The sequence below is a fragment of the Crocosphaera watsonii WH 8501 genome (assembly GCF_000167195.1).
In the GTDB taxonomy this organism is placed as follows: Bacteria; Cyanobacteriota; Cyanobacteriia; order Cyanobacteriales; family Microcystaceae; genus Crocosphaera; species Crocosphaera watsonii.
In genome coordinates, this window is record NZ_AADV02000005.1 from 180,594 (window position 1) to 198,057 (window position 17,464).

Consider the following 17,464-nt stretch of genomic DNA (forward strand, 5'->3'; position numbering starts at 1 on the left):
TACGATCTCCACAGAAAGAGAAACGTGATAATAGAAAAGGAACGAACGCTACATGCAAGAGTTTGACAAGTCAATATCCTTCGACGGACGGGACATTCGGCTAAAACTAGGATTATTAGCTCCCCAAGCTGGCGGTGCAGTCCTAATTCAGTCCCAAGATACGGCAGTTTTGGTGACAGCAACAACGACAAAAGGAAGAGAAGGCATCGACTTTTTACCGTTAACCGTAGATTATGAAGAGAGACTTTATGCAGCAGGACGAATTCCAGGGGGATTTTTACGACGGGAAGGCCGTCCCCCAGAGAGAGCAATTCTCATTAGTCGTTTAATCGATCGCCCCTTACGTCCCCTATTTCCGAATTGGTGGCGTAAGGACATTCAGATCATTGCCACAACCCTATCTATGGATGAAGAAGTTCCACCGGACGTTTTAGCGGTGACAGGGTCTTCTATTGCTGTAATTCAGGCAGGAATCCCTTTTTATGGACCAATGGCTGCGGTGAGAGTGGGTTTAATCGGAGATGACTTTATTATTAATCCCACCTATCGAGAAGTAGAAAATGGGGATCTCGATCTTGTAGTGGCTGGCAGTCCCGATGGAGTGGTGATGGTGGAAGCGGGGGCTAACACACTCCCAGAACAAGATATCATCGAAGCTATTGATTTTGGCTATGAAGCAGTTAGAGATTTGATCGGGGCCCAATATGACATTATGGAAGAGTTGGGCATGGAAATTGGTAAAGCTGAACCACCAAGCACCAATGAAGTCCTAGAAAAATTTATAGAAAAGCAGGCCGCAGACTCTATTAAAAAAGTTCTAGTTCAGTACGATCTTAGTAAAGCAGACCGAGATACAGCACTGGATAATATAAAAGAAACCGCTATTGAAGAGGCGATCTCTGAACTATCAGAAGAAGATCCCATCAAAGTAGCCACCACCGAAGATCCCAAAGCAGTAGGCAACCTCTACAAAGGGTTAACCAAAAAGTTAATGCGATCGCAAATCATCTCGGAAGGTATCCGTGTGGATGGCCGCAAACTGGATGAAGTGCGCCCTATTGCCTGTCGTGTGGGACTGATGCCTCCTCGGGTACATGGTAGCGCGTTATTTACCAGAGGACTCACCCAAGTCTTTTCTTTGGCGACTTTAGGCACTCCAGGAGATGCTCAAGACTTGGGGGACGATCTCCATCCAGAGGACGAAAAACGCTATCTTCACCATTACAATTTTCCTCCTTTTTCTATGGGAGAAACCAAACCCCTACGTTCTCCAGGCCGTAGAGAAATCGGTCATGGGGCGTTAGCAGAACGGGCAATACTCCCTGTTTTACCCCCCCAAGAAGAGTTCCCCTATGTGGTTCGGGTGGTGTCAGAAGTGGTATCTTCTAACGGTTCGACTTCTATGGGATCGGTATGTGGTTCTACTTTAGCTTTAATGGATGCTGGAGTTCCCATTATCAAACCCGTCAGTGGGGCTGCGATGGGATTGATTCGAGAAGGGAAAGAAGTGCGTATTCTAACTGATATTCAAGGGATTGAAGACTTTTTAGGGGATATGGATTTTAAGGTAGCAGGAACCGATAGCGGTATCACTGCTCTACAAATGGATATGAAAATTACGGGACTGACCATGGATATTGTGGCTAAAGCCATTCAACAGGCTTTACCTGCCCGTTTACATATCCTAGATAAAATGCTGGCTACTATTGCCCAACCTCGTCGGGATCTTTCTCCCTTTGCCCCCCGTTTACTGACCATGAAAATTGACCCGGAACAAATTGGTTTAGTGATTGGGCCTGGGGGTAAAACTATTAAAAGTATTACCGAACAAACTGGTTCAAAAATCGATATTGCCGATGATGGAACTGTTACTATTGCTGCTATTCAGGCGAGGAAAGCAGAAAAAGCCCGAGACCTCATTTTTAACATGACCCGTAAACTGAAGGAAGGAGAGGTCTATTTAGGTCGTGTTACTCGTATTATCCCTATCGGGGCCTTTGTGGAAGTTTTACCAGGGAAAGAAGGTATGATCCATATTTCTCAGTTAGCTGAAAGGCGCGTTGGTAAGGTAGAAGAAGAGGTTGCTGTGGGTGATGAAGTGGTGGTTAAGGTTCGCGAAATCGATAATAAAGGTCGTCTTAATTTAACTCGTTTGGGTATTCATCCCGACGAAGCGGCCGCTGTTCGTAGAACCTTCTAAGGCAGAATTTCTCTGCTCAAACCTCTTTAGATAAGGGGAAACTTTCAAGAAAGGATGAAAAAATAATCAGTAAAATGGAAACCTAGGTTAACCTAGGTTTTTGTTTTTCCAGAGTAGATAAATGATTCATCCACATTTCAAAACAATTTTAGGGATTATCAGTGGCACTATTTTTCTAAGTTCTCCTCTTTTAGCTCTAAATGTAGGAAATAATCAGACTTTATTTAATCATTCTCCCCAACTGCTTGATACTGTCACCACATTAAGTCGTATTCGTGTGCAAGGGGCAACTTATTATTTTACAGTTCACTTACCGATGAATGTCGGGGAATCTTTACAACAACTAACCCTTCAACAAACTCAAGGGTTAGAAACCATTTATTTTTATTTAGATGATACCATCGCTTTTGAAGGAAGACCTGTTAATAGAGACAATGAGTTAAACATTGCTAGGGTTAAACGAAATCTTGATAATAATACAATTGCTGTGATTTTTGATCCCCCTATCCCTCCAGGAAAAACTTTTACTATTGCCATGAAACCCAAAAGTAACCCGGAAATGAGTGGGAATTATCAATTTGCTATTACTGCTTATCCCACTGGTGAAAACCCTCAAGGTTTATATTTAGGGTTAGGACGGTTGAATTTTAATCAAAAAGGCGATCGTTTCCCCTAAAATATCTATAAACTTGATCAATTATTGATATGTTACTATTTTCATAAAATTTTGTAGCAAAATTGAAAATATTGGGAATTCTTAGATCACAGGCTATCTATTAACCTGAGTTGGATCTACGAAAAACTCTAGTTTTAAGGTCACACTCAGAGGCTTAATCTTTAGCTTGTCAAACAATCTAGACTTTTGACAACGTTGAACGTTGCTTATTGCATGAAAAACACCTTAACACAATCATCCTCTTTATATCAACAATTTCGCCAACAAATTAAGTCTGCACCCCCTGTCAAAACGGAAGAATCTGTTATTTTTCGTACTTTAGTACAATGTTTAGTAATTGTCGGTATTATTGCTACGGATATTGCTGCTAGAACCCAGATGAGTTTCTGGGCTATTCCCTTAAGTATTATCGGTGGTGTTTGGAGTTGGAATCGTCGTCAGCATCGTAATATTACCCTAAAATTTTTCTTAGCTATTGCTATGTTAGGGGTACTTTGTTTTTTTCTGATTAACTTAGCAGGAAGTCTCAATGATAGCCGTTTAGTCTTAGCAGAATTATTAGCTCAATTACAAGTGTTACATAGTTTTGACTTACCAAGACGCAAAGATTTAGGCTATTCAATGGTTATTGGCTTAATTTTATTAGGGGTTGCAGGAACAATTTCCCAGACGGTTGCTTTTGCTCCCTGGCTCTTATTATTCTTAATAATAGCCATTCCTACATTAGTATTGGATTATCGTTCACGCTTAGGATTAGACGCGATTGATAGACAGTTTAAATCACCGTTTAAACCCTCTAAAAAAGCTAAAAAGAAGGCTAACTATTCTCCCGTTTCTCTGAAAAGTATTAGTGTTTTAATTGCCATTACTTTAGTATTTGGCTTAAGCATTTTCACTCTGATGCCTAGATTCCCAGGCTATCAATTACAAAGTTTTCCGGTTGATAGTCCATTGGATGCAGATAGTCAAAAATTCGGGGGACAAAATCAAGGAATTATGAACCCAGGTTATGATAACAAAAACCAAGGAGAAGGAGGAAATAGACAAGGAAACAATAACAATAAATCTGAAGGAAAAGGGGAAGTTGATGATACTTATTATTATGGATTTAATACTAAAATAAATCAAAATTTACGGGGACAAATGAAACCAAAAATTGTTATGAGAGTGCGATCGCAATCCCCTGGATTTTGGAAAGCTTTATCATTCGATCATTATACGGGACAAGGATGGGAAATTACCAACAATGAAGATTTTGATACCATTAAACGAGATCGCTGGGCTTATAAGTTTTTCTTGCGTTTTCCCAGTACTATAATGAAAACCAAAGAAGTTATCCAAAGTTACACAGCAGTCGCTGATTTACCTAATATTATTCCTTCTCTTTCTGTCCCCAAACACCTTTATTTTCCAGCACAAGAAATAGGGGTTGATGATCTGGATAATTTGCGATCGCCTGTGGGTTTAGTAGAATGATTAACCTACACAGTTGTTTCAGATGTTCCCTATCGCGATCGCACTAAATTACAAAAATCTACTCAAGATTATTCAGATAAAATCAAAGCAACTTATCTCGATATTCCTCCAGAAATTGCTGAAAAAGTTCGAGAAAAAGCCGAACAGATTTTAAGTAAAACTGAAAAACCTTTCAACTCAATCTATGAAAAGGTTTTATTTTTAACCCAAGTGGTTAAGCAACAATATCAAATTCGAGAAGACTTACCTTTTTTGGATGAGAGTGAAGACTTGGTTGAATCTTTCTTATTTAAACAGGAAGGAGGAAACCCTGATCACTTTGCTACTGCCTTAACAATTATGTTACGTTCTCTAGGTATTCCTGCTAGGGTAACAGTTGGTTTTGGACAAGGAAAATTCAATCCTTTAACAGGGTTTTATGTGGTCAAAAACACAGATGCTTATGCGTTAACTGAGGTATATTTCCCTTATTATGGTTGGTATGCTTTTGATGCTATTCCTGGCCATGATTTATTTCCCTCCTCTTTAGAAGAAGATCAAACTTTTAGCGTTTTAAAGCAGTTTTGGAACTTGATAGCGGGATTAGTACCTTCTCCTGTGGCTAACTTTTTCAATATTATTTGGACAAAAATTATTGTTGGATTTATTAGCTTTTTGGTTGGGTTATGGCGGTTTATATCCAGTGGTTTAGTAGGAACATTAGTTGGACTTTTATTAGCCGTTGGTTTAGGATTATTAGGTTGGTTAGGTTGGGGACAGTTAAAGAAATTGGGTTATTATCGTCGCCTAGCAAAGTTACCCCCTATGGCACAATTGTACGAAGAAATGTTGAAGGTATTCAAAACAAAAGGATATCCTAAACATCCGGCACAAACTCCCTTAGAATATGTTAATGTATCATATCAACAACATCCCCAAGAACAAGCAGAAGTTATTGACGAAATTTCGTCAGCTTATGTGAGTTGGCGATACGGAAATAATGACCAAAATGTTGACTATTTAAGACAAAAGTTTAAAGCTTTGGTTAAAAGTTTGAAACGCAACAATTAATCCTTAGATTAGGTTAAGTGCGGATTATATTTTGAGACAAATCTTATCAGTTATTATCCGCACCGTAACCCACTATTGTCAATATGTAGCGTTTCTCGGACTCAATATGTACACCTAATATCGAGCCTCCTCACTCCTAAAACTAGAAAACTCTGTACCTCACAAGTATGAGAAGTGCTATATAGTCTAATATACTTTTAAGGACTATGATTTTAATTTTCTTTTAATGTAAAATTTTTGGAAACTATAATTGCTTTACTAATATTTTTTTGCTAATGTATAGTCGTGAAGTTATGCAAAGAAACATGAATGTAAAGTTAAAAACTCTTGCTAGTGCATCCGCTGTTGTCTTAGCCATTGGTTTTCAGTCCATAGCTTAAGCAAATACTGGTGTGACTACTAATCCGTCGTGGTTTGAGACAGCTTGGGAAGAGGGTACTGAGGAATACGAAGACAGAATAGAAATACATGCTTCTAATACTGATGACAAGGTAGATGATGCTTATAGTGGTGTCAAACAACCTTTAGTTGAGGCCGATGTATCCCCTACAACTATACCGGAACCTTCAAGTGTTATTGGACTCGGAATGTTAACCCTTTTTGCACTGGGAACAAGGTTGAAACGTAAAGCGCGCCAAAGCTAAAAAGGAATAGAATCTCATAGTAACGTTATTTTTTTTATCGAAAGTTTGGGATAATCGTTTCTTCAAGTTAAACTTTAGTTTGTAGGGTGGGCAATGCCAATTAGAGAGTAAATTTTATCCTATGTCGCCAGAATACCCCATCCGTCTATACGGTGGGGTATTCTATCGATTAATCAGAGATTGTTCTTGGGGAAATATTATAGAAAAAATTGAGTCGGTAGCTGCAAAGTTTGGGTCGATTTGTTTAAAGGTTAACCCTAAATTTACATCCCAAAAGTGTTCCCATTGTGGGCATATTCAAAAAGAAAACCGCAATAAAGAACGATTTTTGTGTCTTAATTGTGGATTTTTCGCTGATGCAGATATCCAAGCATCTGTTAATATCGGTGTCAAAGGACTAAAAACCCTTGGAATTAGTCAATCCAAGCTACTGAGGGTCCCTCAGAAAGTTACGCCCAAGCCTGAATTGACAGGTTCATTCAATAGGGAAAAATCAGCTTTGTTGGAGGCTGAGCCTGGGAACCCTCAACAGTTAAGTCTGTTTGAGTGGGTGAATGGGGAAGCGATTCCCTGTTAGAATCCCCAACTTCAACGAAGCCTTAGCTTCGTCAAGTTGGGGTTCTTCAAACTTAAGCGATTGTTAGCATTGCCCACCAACTATTAATCTATAATAGGCTAATGGGTCGTAAAATGTAAAATGTCCAATCGTCTCTATATTTCTCGTGAAACTGCTGAAGAGTTGCAAACGACACTCACTCAACAGTTAGAAAACAAGCAAACTAACTCGCAATATTATGTTTTTCTCGTTTGGGGTATTGGTGGAGTTGGTAAGACTACTTTAACCGAAAAATTAAAAGAAGATCAGCAATATCTTGCCGATTTTTCTATGGTTTCTTTTGGTAGAACCGCAGGTATTGGTAACAGCATAAAACTAATGGATGTTCTGTATAAACAGTTACTTGACAATGATTTATTAGGGGTTACATTTTTTTCTAGTGACCCGTTTAAAGAACTTTATCAAAAATATTGGGACACTATTCATGAGTTAGAAAAGACACCAAGTAAAGGTAAAAAAGAGGTTGATTCAGAACAGCAAAAATTAGTAAAACAGTTAACTAGTGAGGGTGCAAGTGCATTTGCTAAGTTTACTCCTGCTGCTGCTTTACCTGGAACTACTGTTAAAAAAACGGCTGAAACTGCTGTGGATGCTGCTGGAATTATTCTCTCGGAAGCTGACAGAATTAAACAGTTATTACAACAACATAGAAAGACTAAGGATAAACGAGAATTAAAGGAGTTGATGTTAGAACCTTTACCTAAGCTAACTGAGGCGTTTCTTGAGTCTTGTAAGCAACATAATAAACCAGTTATTTTAGTGTTAGATACTTATGAAAAGGTTTCTCCTGATATTGATGCTTGGTTATGGAAATATTTAATAGGTAATGCTAAATTTACTGAGAGTAATCTTTATGTTGTTATTGCTGGCAGAAATAATATTTTAAAAAATGAATCATGGCGAAAATTACAACAGGATACTAATTTTATTTATGATCGTCCTTTGGAAAGATTTGATCAGGGACAAACAGGAACTTATTTACAATCAATCGATATTAGAGATAAGTCAACTATTGAACAAGTATTTAAAATAACCAAAGGTTTACCTTATTATTTAGATAAAATTAGGGAAAGAAGAGAACGAAAAGAAAGAATTGATTTCTCCCAGTTAAATCAAGATATTGTTAGTTTATTACTCCAAGGTTTAAATAATACACAAAAACGAGTAATTTCTTTAGCTGCTTGTTGTCGTTGGTTCGATAAACAAGTAATAAAAGATTTAATAGAGCAACAAGACAGTTTAGAGTTTAAAAATGCAGTGGATGAAAAAGTAAATTGTTTTGAATGGTTGATTAAACGAGATTTTGTAGAATTAATTAATGGTAAATATTGTTTAGACGATGTAGCAAGGGATGTATTTAGACAAGAATTTTGGCGAGAAGATGAACAAGAATTTAGACAAACTCATCAACATTTAGCTGATTATTTTAAAAAGAGGAGAAATGAACAACTTTATGATAATAGTTCCCCTGCACAAAAATATGATAATCCCCAATGGCGAGACTATACCAGTGAATTTCTCTATCATCAGTTATATGCAGGAACAAAAAACAGTGAGATTGAATTGATATCTTATCTCTTTACGTCACGGTATTTTAAACAGGATGATATTGTTAAAATGCCAGTGGAAGATATTATCAGTGAAGTAGACATCTATAGTGATCAAGATACTCTGTTAATCTATCCTTTAAAGCAATGTTTAAAAGAAATAAGAATAGCTATTGATCAGAGTTATTATGTTTTAGAATCAGAATCCAGAGCCTATTGGTTTTTAGAAGTCTCTAACAATATAAAAAAGGCTGGTGTTGATCAAGCTTTAACTCGTTGTTTTCGTCATCTCCATAAGTTTACAGGAATGGCTAAGTTTGCAGGGTTACTATATAAACCAAAACGCTGTCAACCTTCTCAAAAATTGGATTATTTACAACAAGCAAAAACCGAAGCAGAAATGATTGTCACAGAAGATGATCCAGAATTTAGTTGTGATTTATTTTTATGGAATTTAGGCAATAATTTTATTGAATTACAAGCTTATCAGCAAGCAGTTGATTGTTATCAAATTGCTGTTAACTTTAAACCAGATAAACATGAAGCTTGGAATAACCGAGGGGTAGCTTTAGATAAGTTGGGAAGGTTAGATGATGCGATCGCCTCCTATGACAATGCTTTAGAAATTAAACCAGACGATCATCAAGCTTGGAATAACCAAGGGGCTGCTTTAGGTAAGTTAGGAAGGTTAGATGATGCGATCGCCTCCTATGACAATGCTTTAGAATTTAAACCAGATGATCATGAAGCTTGGTATAACCGAGGGGTAGCTTTAGGTAACTTAGGAAGGTTAGATGATGCGATCGCCTCCTTTGACAAAGCTTTAGAATTTAAACCAGATGATCATCAAGCTTGGTATAACCGAGGGGTAGCTTTAGGTAACTTAGGAAGGTTAGATGATGCGATCGCCTCCTATGACAATGCTTTAGAATTTAAACCAGATGATCATCAAGCTTGGTATAACCGAGGGGTAGCTTTAGGTAACATAGGAAGGTTTGATGATGCCATCGCCTCCTATGACAAAGCTTTAGAAATTAAACCAGATGATCCTAGTGTTTACTACAATAAAGCTTGTGCTTATGCCTTACAAAATAAGATACAATTAGCGATCGAAAATTTGCAACAAGCGATTAACCTTGATGTTAAATATAAAGACATGGCAAAAACAAATACAGACTTTGATAGTATTCGGGATAATGAACAGTTTCAAGAACTTTTGCAGTAAGGTGTAGTAGAAGTCAATAGTCGTTTCAAATAAGTTTGAGACAAAGGAGTGTGAGCATCTTGCTCACTATACTAGGGTTTGCTGAATAAAAGCAAAACCCTATTCTTTAAAAGGTTACACCCATATTCGCGATCGCAAAAAAGATCAGCTTTGTCGGCTACAAACCGCTATAATTGGTAGAAACACCTCCCAGTTGTTGCTCAAGAACAAATGTATCGAAAAGAGGAGCAACCTTTACCGCCCCCAGAAAAATTTGAATTACCTTTCGAGGGCAAATTGTCCCCCAATAATCGTTGGGTGATCATGGCAGAGTTGATACCTTGGGATGATTTTGAGGAAGAATATGCTAAACTTTTTTCAGCAGAAAAAGGTGCGCCAGCCAAACTATTTAGAATGGCATTAGGGACATTAATTATTAAGGAAAAATTAGGAACAAGTGATAGAGAAACTATAGAACAGATTAGAGAAAATCCCTATCTACAATACTTTATAGGTTTAAATTGTTATCAACAAGAGCCACCACTGGAATCTTCAATGCTAGTTCATTTTAGGAAAAGAATTGATGGAGAATTGATAAACAAAATCAATAAAAAAATAGTAAAAAGAGAAATAGACAAGAGTAATAAAGAAGTAAAAAAAAAGGATTGTCTCCAATAAAAAGGAGAAAAAATAAAAAATAAAGGTAAACTAATTTTAGATGCGACTTGTGCGCCAGCAGACATCAAATACCCAACGGATTTAGGCATATTAAATCAAGCCAGAATTGAGACAGAAAGAATAATAGATAATCTTTATAAACCATTAAGAGTAAAATTGAGAAAAAAGCCGAGAACTTCTAGAATAATTGCTAGAAAGGAATACTTAAAAGTAGCTAAAAAACGAAAAGTATCTTATCAAGAAAGAAGAAAAGCTATCGGGAAACAGTTAAAATACCTTAAGAAAAATTTAGGAAATATAGAAGACTTAATTCAAGCTGGGGCTTCCCTGGAAAATCTGAGTAAAAGACAGAAAAATTGTCTAGAGACTATCAAAAAAGTTTATGAACAACAACAGTCAATGTGGGAGAATAAGACCCAGAGTGTTCCTCAAAGAATTGTAAGTTTAACTCAACGGCATATTCGTCCAATAGTGAGGGGAAAAGCAGGAAAACCAATAGAGTTTGGAGCTAAACTCTCAGTAAGCTGTGTAGATAACTATGTGTTTCTAGGCAAAATAAGTTGGGAAAACTTCAATGAATCTTGTCATTTAAAAGAACAAGTAGAAAAGTATAAAGAAACGTTTGGCTATTATCCCGAATCCGTCCATGTAGATAAAATTTATCGAACTAGGGAAAACAGAAATTGGTGTAAGGAAAGAGGGATAAGAATCAGTGGTCCGAAGTTAGGAAGACCTCCGAAAAATGTCAGTGAAGAAGAAAAGAAACAAGCCCACTCCGATGAATGCTTCCGTAATGCTATTGAGGGAAAGTTTGGACAAGCTAAACGAAGATTTAGCCTAAATCTCGTGATGACAAAACTCCCTGAAACCTCCATTACATCTATTGCTATTACATTTTTAGTTGTCAATCTTTGTAAACTTCTGAGGCAGTTTTTGTCGCTTTTTTTGTCCTTATTTACTAATAATAGAACAGGGAAACTCATCAAACCGCCTTTCATTAATTTTGATTATACTTTAAACAATTTTTATGTACTAAAACTTATTGATTTGTCAGAAAATTCTTGGTCAAAAGTGGCATAAATTTTGGAGAAACTTTTTCAGCAAACCCTAATTAGGGTTTTAATTGATAAAAATTGCCTCACCAAACCAGTAACCTTCTAATTCACTAAAGGGTTTTGTTTCTATTCCAGAAAGAGGATTACCTAAGATTAATTCTTCTTTTTCCATATCAATATCCATCAAAACCACTGCATGGGGAAACTGTTGACTTAACCATCTTTGTTTAACATGGAGTAAAGCCATTTGTTTGCGATTAACTAGGTCATCTAAGGTTGAATCATGATGATAATCTGGGTTTAATCCTAGCTTTTTCATGGCCGCAATTTCTGCTAATGTGTTTGTCCCTAAACGATTAGTTCGAGTCAGTTTAGTAACTTCTTTTTCAGTAATTTCTGGATGTTTGCCACTGAGTCTTGCTAAAGTTGCAATACTTGCTGGCGCACAAGTTACAGTAGTTGACTGTATGACTACTCCATCAACAATTTTTAATTCTCCCACGTCATTAACAATAGGAGAAAACAAATAAAATAATACGGATAAACAAAAGGTAATAGCCGCCAGTCCAACTAATAATTGATTGCGTCGTTTTTTCGATGACCATCCTGATAATTCTAGGAGAAATAAGAGTCCAAAAAGAAAAAATCCAACGCACAATAATACATTATCAAAAGCTGCTTGTATATAGAGAGAAAGGAAATGGGGAAATAGTTGAGGAACATAGTAAGCAACGTTAGAACGATCAATGATAATTAATACGGTTAAAATAGCTGCTAAACCGATAAAAATAATCCTAGCAGTTTTTTGATGTTTTTCTAAAGCATTATCTGCGGTGATTCCTTTTTTGGCTAAATCATTGCCCAAAAAACCCCCTAAACCAAAGCCAATAGCACTAGGTAGAATTAAGTCGAACATAATAATTTTTCTACAATATTAAAGTAACTAACTAACAAAAATAACTTCACCAAACCAATAATCTTGAAACCGTTTAAAATTTCTGATCTCAATTCCACCCAAGGGGTTTCCTATAGTCACTTCTTTTTCTGTTATTTGCGGATGTTTTCCACTTATTCTTGCCAAAGTAGCAATACTCCCTCCTGATAATTCTAGAAATAATAGAAATCCTAAAGTAAAAAACCCAAACAATAACAATAACTCATCACAAAAAGCTTGCGAATAAAGAGAAATAAAACCCAGATTCCGCACTTCAAAATGTAGTATAAAAAAATACATAGTTTTAAAAAGTCCGAAAATCATACCTGGGCAAGAATATTTCTCTTTTCATTAAATTTTTAGGAAAAATAATCAAATTAAGAAGATTTATACTCATTGAAAACTTAGCAAGACTCAGCACAAACGAAGGAGAGTTTCCTCTTCTCATTTGATATCATTAGACTCTTATTCTTTTATTATTTTTGCTTTATCCAATTCAATTTATAGATAATATCTTTGACAAGATGCAGGTAATAAACTCAATATAAAACGCCTTTCTTCTGTTAAATTGACAATTTGTTTAACTCCGTTTAAAATCACATAATGAATACCTTGAAAACATTGAAATATCCACCTCAAAGTCGGACACAATGTTACTTTCCCTACTTGATTATTTATTCCTTTTTTGACTCTTTTTAAACAATTTCTTAATTCTCTTTGCCCCAAGTTATAAATCAACAAACACAAAGACATTAAAAATAACATTGTTTCTATTCTTTCTGGTTTTTCAACGAAGAAACTATCAGTAAAAAATAAGGGATCTTTCAAAAATCGAAATCCTCTTTCCGTAGATTGCTGGTTTTTATAAGTTATCAGAATTTCACTAGTGCAGCTTGGCGAAAGTAATCCACCAGATTTTTACAGAAACTTTCGTGACTAGCCACGACAATGTGTTTCAATGAAACTAACGGAAGAATCTCGAAGTTGATGTCCATGATAAAAGCATTGCCAATTAACCTGTCCAACCTACAGAAAACAGTACTCCAACAAATAGTGAGAGGGACAACAAACCCCTATCGCCTTGTTAGACGAGCCAAGCTAATCTTAGCCGCAGCATCAGGAGAGAGCAATAGTTCGATTAGTCGAAGATTAGAATTAGACCGAGTACAAGTGCGTCAGTGGCGATCGCGATGGTTTGAGGAGAGAGAAAAACTGAGTGCCGCCGAAGAACAACAGGTAACGGAGAAAGCATTAATGGTCTTGATCAAAGGAATTTTAAGCGATCGCCCAAGACCTGGAACAACAAAATCCTTTACGGTCGAACAAGTAGTCCAGATTGTAGCGATCGCTTGTGAAGAATGTGAAAAATCAGACAGACCAGTGAGCCATTGGACAGCTTCAGAGTTGGCGGATGAAGCCATAAAAAGAGGAATTGTCGAAAAGATTGCCCCCCGTAGTGTGGGGCGTTTTTTAAAAAGAAGCGACATTACAACCACATCTCGTTCGTTACTGGTTAAATGCCAAAATTGATGATCCCTTAAAATTTAAAAAGCAAGTCAAATATATCTGTGAACTTCATCAAGAAGCTAAAACTTTGTTAGAACAAGGAATTCATTTAATTAGTACAGATGAAATGACAGGGATTCAAGCTCTTGAGAGATTATTTCCGAACAAAAGAATCAAGCCTAAACAGGTAGAAAAAATCGAATTTGAATATGAAAGACACGGAACTTTAAGCTTGATTGCGAACTGGGATGTGGCAAGAGGAAAAGTTGTTAGTCCCTCTATTGGACCGACAAGAACAGAACAAGATTTTTCTGAACATATCCAGAGAACGATTAAGATTGATGAAAAAGCAGAATGGATTTTTATTGTAGATCAACTCAACACTCATAAATCGGAAAGCTTAGTCAAATTAGTAGCAGAAAGCTGTGGAATTACTATTGATTTGGGGAGAAAAGGAAAGGAGGGGATTTTGCAATCTATGGACAGCAGAGCAGATTTTTTATCAGATGAATCTCATCGAATTCGCTTTGTTTATATTCCCAAACATACATCGTGGCTTAATCAAATTGAGTGTTGGTTTTCGATCTTAGTCCGGCGTTTACTCAAAAGAATTACTGTCCGTTCAACTGAAGAACTATCCCAAAAAATTATCAATTTTATTGATTACTTTAATCAACATTTTGCTAAGCCGTTCGTTTGGAAATTTAAGGGCTTTAAAGATCATAAGTGACTGGTGGATTATTTTTGCTAAGCTGCACTAGCTTCTAATTTATTTTCCTCTACTAAGTTAGTTGCTAAAATAAATTTTCCTGCTTCTTTAGTCTTTCTACTTATCTCTTCACCTTTTTTGATGATCAGACTAATCATTTTATAAATCTTTTCCTTTTTTTTCGAGTAAGTTTCAATCAGTTAAACTTCTTTTATTTCCAACAATCTCAATTTTTTATTAATAGCTTTTAATTTATATCGAGCAGCTTGAGGATGTTCAAATTCTTCAGATTGTATTTCTTTAAGAAATTTTTGGGATTTCTTCTCTTCTTGGGAAAGTTGTTTTTCTAGTTTTTCCAAATCACTTTTCTGTCTTTTTTCACTCAAGACTATTAACCAAGTTTGCTTGATTCCACCATAAGTAACAATTTCTTCTTTCCAGGTATAACTTTCTAAATTTAGGTCACTTCTTTTTTCTTTATCTTCATCTTTTACTTCTTCCACCTCTATATTTTGCACTAATTCTTTTGCTTTTTTTATGGTCATTGGAACTCTCGTTATCCATTTTAAATGTTGGATTAGTTGGAGATTTTCTTGACCATATAAAGCACTATCACAAACCATGATACTATCAAACTTTATTTGCTTTTTGAATTCTACTAAAACTTTTCCAAATACAGCTTTATCAGATTCATTTCCATCTCCTACTCTCACAAATAATGGAATATCTCCATCTTGGCTTGTTATTAAATCCAAGACACATTGTTTTAAGTCTGGTCTATGATCCCGAGAATATCCTTTCTTAATAAAAATTGGTCTTTCTTTAATAATTTTTTCTTCTTCCTGTTTCTCTTTATCTTCTTCCCTTTTATATTCTCCATCTAAATGAAATGATGTGGAATCTAAATGGGAGTATTTAAGGTCTATTTTAAATTTTTTAATTACTTCTAAAACTACTTCAATAAAAATATCATTTAATCCATATTTATATAATTCATCCATTACTCTCCCAATTTTATCATCATTAAGGTAATCAGGTTTAATTCTTTCTCCTAACAATTTCTCAATGGCTTTATCTTGAAAAAACTGACTGAATAAATATAGAGGTCTTGAAACAAATCCTAGTCCATTGATTAAAATAGACTTAACTACTGTACCTGCTGAGATTTTTTCTCTAACATCTATTCATAATTTATTATTAATTATTTTGACTATTCCTATTTCATCAATTAAACCAGCTACTATCCCTAAATGGTCTAAATTTTTAACTTGTATTTCTTCTAAATAAGACATTTTTCGCTCTTTTTTTACAGAGGAAACAACTTAAACAATTATCCCACTTTTTTGTCTTCAAGAGCTTAAGCAATTATACTTAATTATTAACCCCAGGCTTGTAGTATTTAATGCTACTTTTTGAAGTGCGGAATCTGGGTTAAAGTATAATCAAAATTAATGAAAGGCGGTTTGATGAGTTCCCCTGTTCTATTATTAGTAAATAAGGACAAAAAAAGCGACAAAAACTGCCTCAGAAGTTTAGAAAGATTGACAACTAAAAATGTAATAGCAATAGATGTAATGGAGGCTTCAGGGAGTTTTGTCATCACGAGATTTAGGCTAAATCTTCGTTTAGCTTGTCCAAACTTTCCCTCAATAGCATTACGGAAGCATTCATCGGAGTGGGCTTGTTTCTTTTCTTCTTCACTGACATTTTTCGGAGGTCTTCCTAACTTCAGACCACTGATTCTTATCCCTCTTTCCTTACACCAATTTCTGTTTTCCCTAGTTCGATAAATTTTATCTACATGGACGGATTCGGGATAATAGCCAAACGTTTCTTTATACTTTTCTACTTGTTCTTTTAAATGACAAGATTCATTGAAGTTTTCCCAACTTATTTTGTATAGAAACACATAGTTATCTACACAGCTTACTGAGAGTTTAGCTCCAAACTCTATTGGTTTTCCTGCTTTTCCCCTCACTATTGGACGAATATGCCGTTGAGTTAAACTTACAATTCTTTGAGGAACACTCTGGGTCTTATTCTCCCACATTGGCTGTTGTTGTTCATAAACTTTTTTGATAGTCTCTAGACAATTTTTCTGTCTTTTACTCAGATTTTCCAGGGAAGCCCCAGCTTGAATTAAGTCTTCTATATTTCCTAAATTTTTCTTAAGGTATTTTAACTGTTTCCCGATAGCTTTTCTTCTTTCTTGATAAGATACTTTTCGTTTTTTAGCTACTTTTAAGTATTCCTTTCTAGCAATTATTCTAGAAGTTCTCGGCTTTTTTCTCAATTTTACTCTTAATGGTTTATAAAGATTATCTATTATTCTTTCTGTCTCAATTCTGGCTTGATTTAATATGCCTAAATCCGTTGGGTATTTGATGTCTGCTGGCGCACAAGTCGCATCTAAAATTAGTTTACCTTTATTTTTTATTTTTTCTCCTTTTTCTTGGAGACAATCCTTTTTTTTTACTTCTTTATCACTCTTGTCTATTTCTCTTTTTACTATTTTTTTATTGATTTTGTTTATCAATTCTCCATCAATTCTTTTCCTAAAATGAACTAGCATTGAAGATTCCAGTGGTGGCTCTTGTTGATAACAATTTAAACCTATAAAGTATTGTAGATAGGGATTTTCTCTAATCTGTTCTATAGTTTCTCTATCACTTGTTCCTAATTTTTCCTTAATAATTAATGTCCCTAATGCCATTCTAAATAGTTTGGCTGGCGCACCTTTTTCTGCTGAAAAAAGTTTAGCATATTCTTCCTCAAAATCATCCCAAGGTATCAACTCTGCCATGATTACCCAACGATTATTGGGGGACAATTTGCCCTCGAAAGGTAATTCAAATTTTTCTGGGGGCGGTAAAGGTTGCTCCTCTTTTCGATACATTTGTTCTTGACCAACAACTGGGAGGTGTTTCTACCAATTATAGCGGTTTGTAGCCGACAAAGCTGATCTTTTTTGCGATCGCGAATATGGGTGTAACCTTTTAAAGAATAGGGTTTTGCTTTTATTCAGCAAACCCTACTTAGTCCTTTAGGACAAGAAAGATAGTCATCATCAAGGCTAAAGCCTTGACTACCTACTTTTCTATTTTCTATTGTTTATTTTAGTGTTGTTAGTGCATGGGAAATTATTATTAAAGTAAGTTAAAATGTATGT

General features: G+C 35.6%; 10 protein-coding genes and 4 pseudogenes. 9 read left to right on the forward strand and 5 right to left on the reverse strand.

Features of this window, described 5'->3' with window-relative positions; genetic code table 11:
• Nucleotides 1–52 precede the first annotated feature (52 nt).
• From CWATDRAFT_RS10595 to CWATDRAFT_RS35740, 7 genes and pseudogenes are all read left to right on the forward strand, one after another.
• On the forward strand, nt 53–2,200 hold the full coding sequence (locus CWATDRAFT_RS10595; RefSeq protein ID WP_007304946.1) for a polyribonucleotide nucleotidyltransferase: 2,148 nt from the start codon (nt 53–55) through the stop codon (nt 2,198–2,200).
• A 121-nt stretch (nt 2,201–2,321) separates the two neighbouring features.
• A complete protein-coding gene (locus tag CWATDRAFT_RS10600; protein WP_007304947.1) occupies nt 2,322–2,876 on the forward strand; it encodes a DUF2808 domain-containing protein in 555 nt (184 codons plus the stop codon).
• 213 nt (nt 2,877–3,089) lie between these two features.
• Nucleotides 3,090–5,402: pseudogene (locus CWATDRAFT_RS10605) on the forward strand (transglutaminase TgpA family protein).
• Nucleotides 5,403–5,794: 392 nt separating this feature from the next.
• A complete protein-coding gene (locus CWATDRAFT_RS10610) occupies nt 5,795–6,046 on the forward strand; it encodes a PEP-CTERM sorting domain-containing protein (RefSeq protein WP_007304950.1) in 252 nt (83 codons plus the stop codon).
• Between the two features lie 121 nt (nt 6,047–6,167).
• Entirely contained in the window at nt 6,168–6,623 is a 456-nt protein-coding gene (locus tag CWATDRAFT_RS10615) for a zinc ribbon domain-containing protein (RefSeq protein ID WP_007304951.1), read from the forward strand.
• A gap of 120 nt (nt 6,624–6,743) precedes the next feature.
• Complete coding sequence (locus tag CWATDRAFT_RS39685) at nt 6,744–9,434, forward strand: tetratricopeptide repeat protein (protein WP_007304952.1); 2,691 nt, start codon at nt 6,744–6,746, stop codon at nt 9,432–9,434.
• Between the two features lie 210 nt (nt 9,435–9,644).
• A pseudogene (locus tag CWATDRAFT_RS35740) lies at nt 9,645–11,171 on the forward strand (IS5-like element ISCwa2 family transposase).
• A 39-nt stretch (nt 11,172–11,210) separates the two neighbouring features.
• Here the strand turns inward: CWATDRAFT_RS35740 and CWATDRAFT_RS10635 are convergent.
• The 3 genes and pseudogenes from CWATDRAFT_RS10635 to CWATDRAFT_RS10645 all read right to left on the reverse strand — a co-directional run.
• Nucleotides 11,211–12,062: a cysteine peptidase family C39 domain-containing protein gene (locus CWATDRAFT_RS10635; protein ID WP_007304961.1), complete on the reverse strand. Its 852-nt coding sequence runs from the start codon at nt 12,060–12,062 to the stop codon at nt 11,211–11,213.
• A 27-nt stretch (nt 12,063–12,089) separates the two neighbouring features.
• Complete coding sequence (locus CWATDRAFT_RS10640) at nt 12,090–12,380, reverse strand: cysteine peptidase family C39 domain-containing protein (RefSeq protein ID WP_198138967.1); 291 nt, start codon at nt 12,378–12,380, stop codon at nt 12,090–12,092.
• 201 nt (nt 12,381–12,581) lie between these two features.
• Nucleotides 12,582–12,965 (reverse strand): annotated as a pseudogene (locus tag CWATDRAFT_RS10645) (IS1634 family transposase); the annotation flags it as partial.
• Nucleotides 12,966–13,028: 63 nt separating this feature from the next.
• Here CWATDRAFT_RS10645 and CWATDRAFT_RS10650 point away from each other — a divergent pair.
• The gene (locus CWATDRAFT_RS10650; protein ID WP_007304955.1) at nt 13,029–13,610 is read left to right on the forward strand and encodes a helix-turn-helix domain-containing protein; all 582 of its coding nucleotides are present in this window, start codon (nt 13,029–13,031) and stop codon (nt 13,608–13,610) included.
• Between the two features lie 64 nt (nt 13,611–13,674).
• Nucleotides 13,675–14,316, forward strand: coding sequence for a transposase (locus CWATDRAFT_RS10655; RefSeq protein WP_007304956.1), 642 nt, complete (start codon nt 13,675–13,677; stop codon nt 14,314–14,316).
• 26 nt (nt 14,317–14,342) lie between these two features.
• On the opposite strand, the pseudogene CWATDRAFT_RS33375 reads toward CWATDRAFT_RS10655, so the two are convergent.
• Nucleotides 14,343–15,587 (reverse strand): annotated as a pseudogene (locus tag CWATDRAFT_RS33375) (IS1634-like element ISCwa1 family transposase); the annotation flags it as partial.
• 113 nt (nt 15,588–15,700) lie between these two features.
• Nucleotides 15,701–17,191, reverse strand: coding sequence for an IS5-like element ISCwa2 family transposase (locus CWATDRAFT_RS10665; protein WP_007304957.1), 1,491 nt, complete (start codon nt 17,189–17,191; stop codon nt 15,701–15,703).
• Between the last annotated feature and the right edge of the window lie 273 nt (nt 17,192–17,464).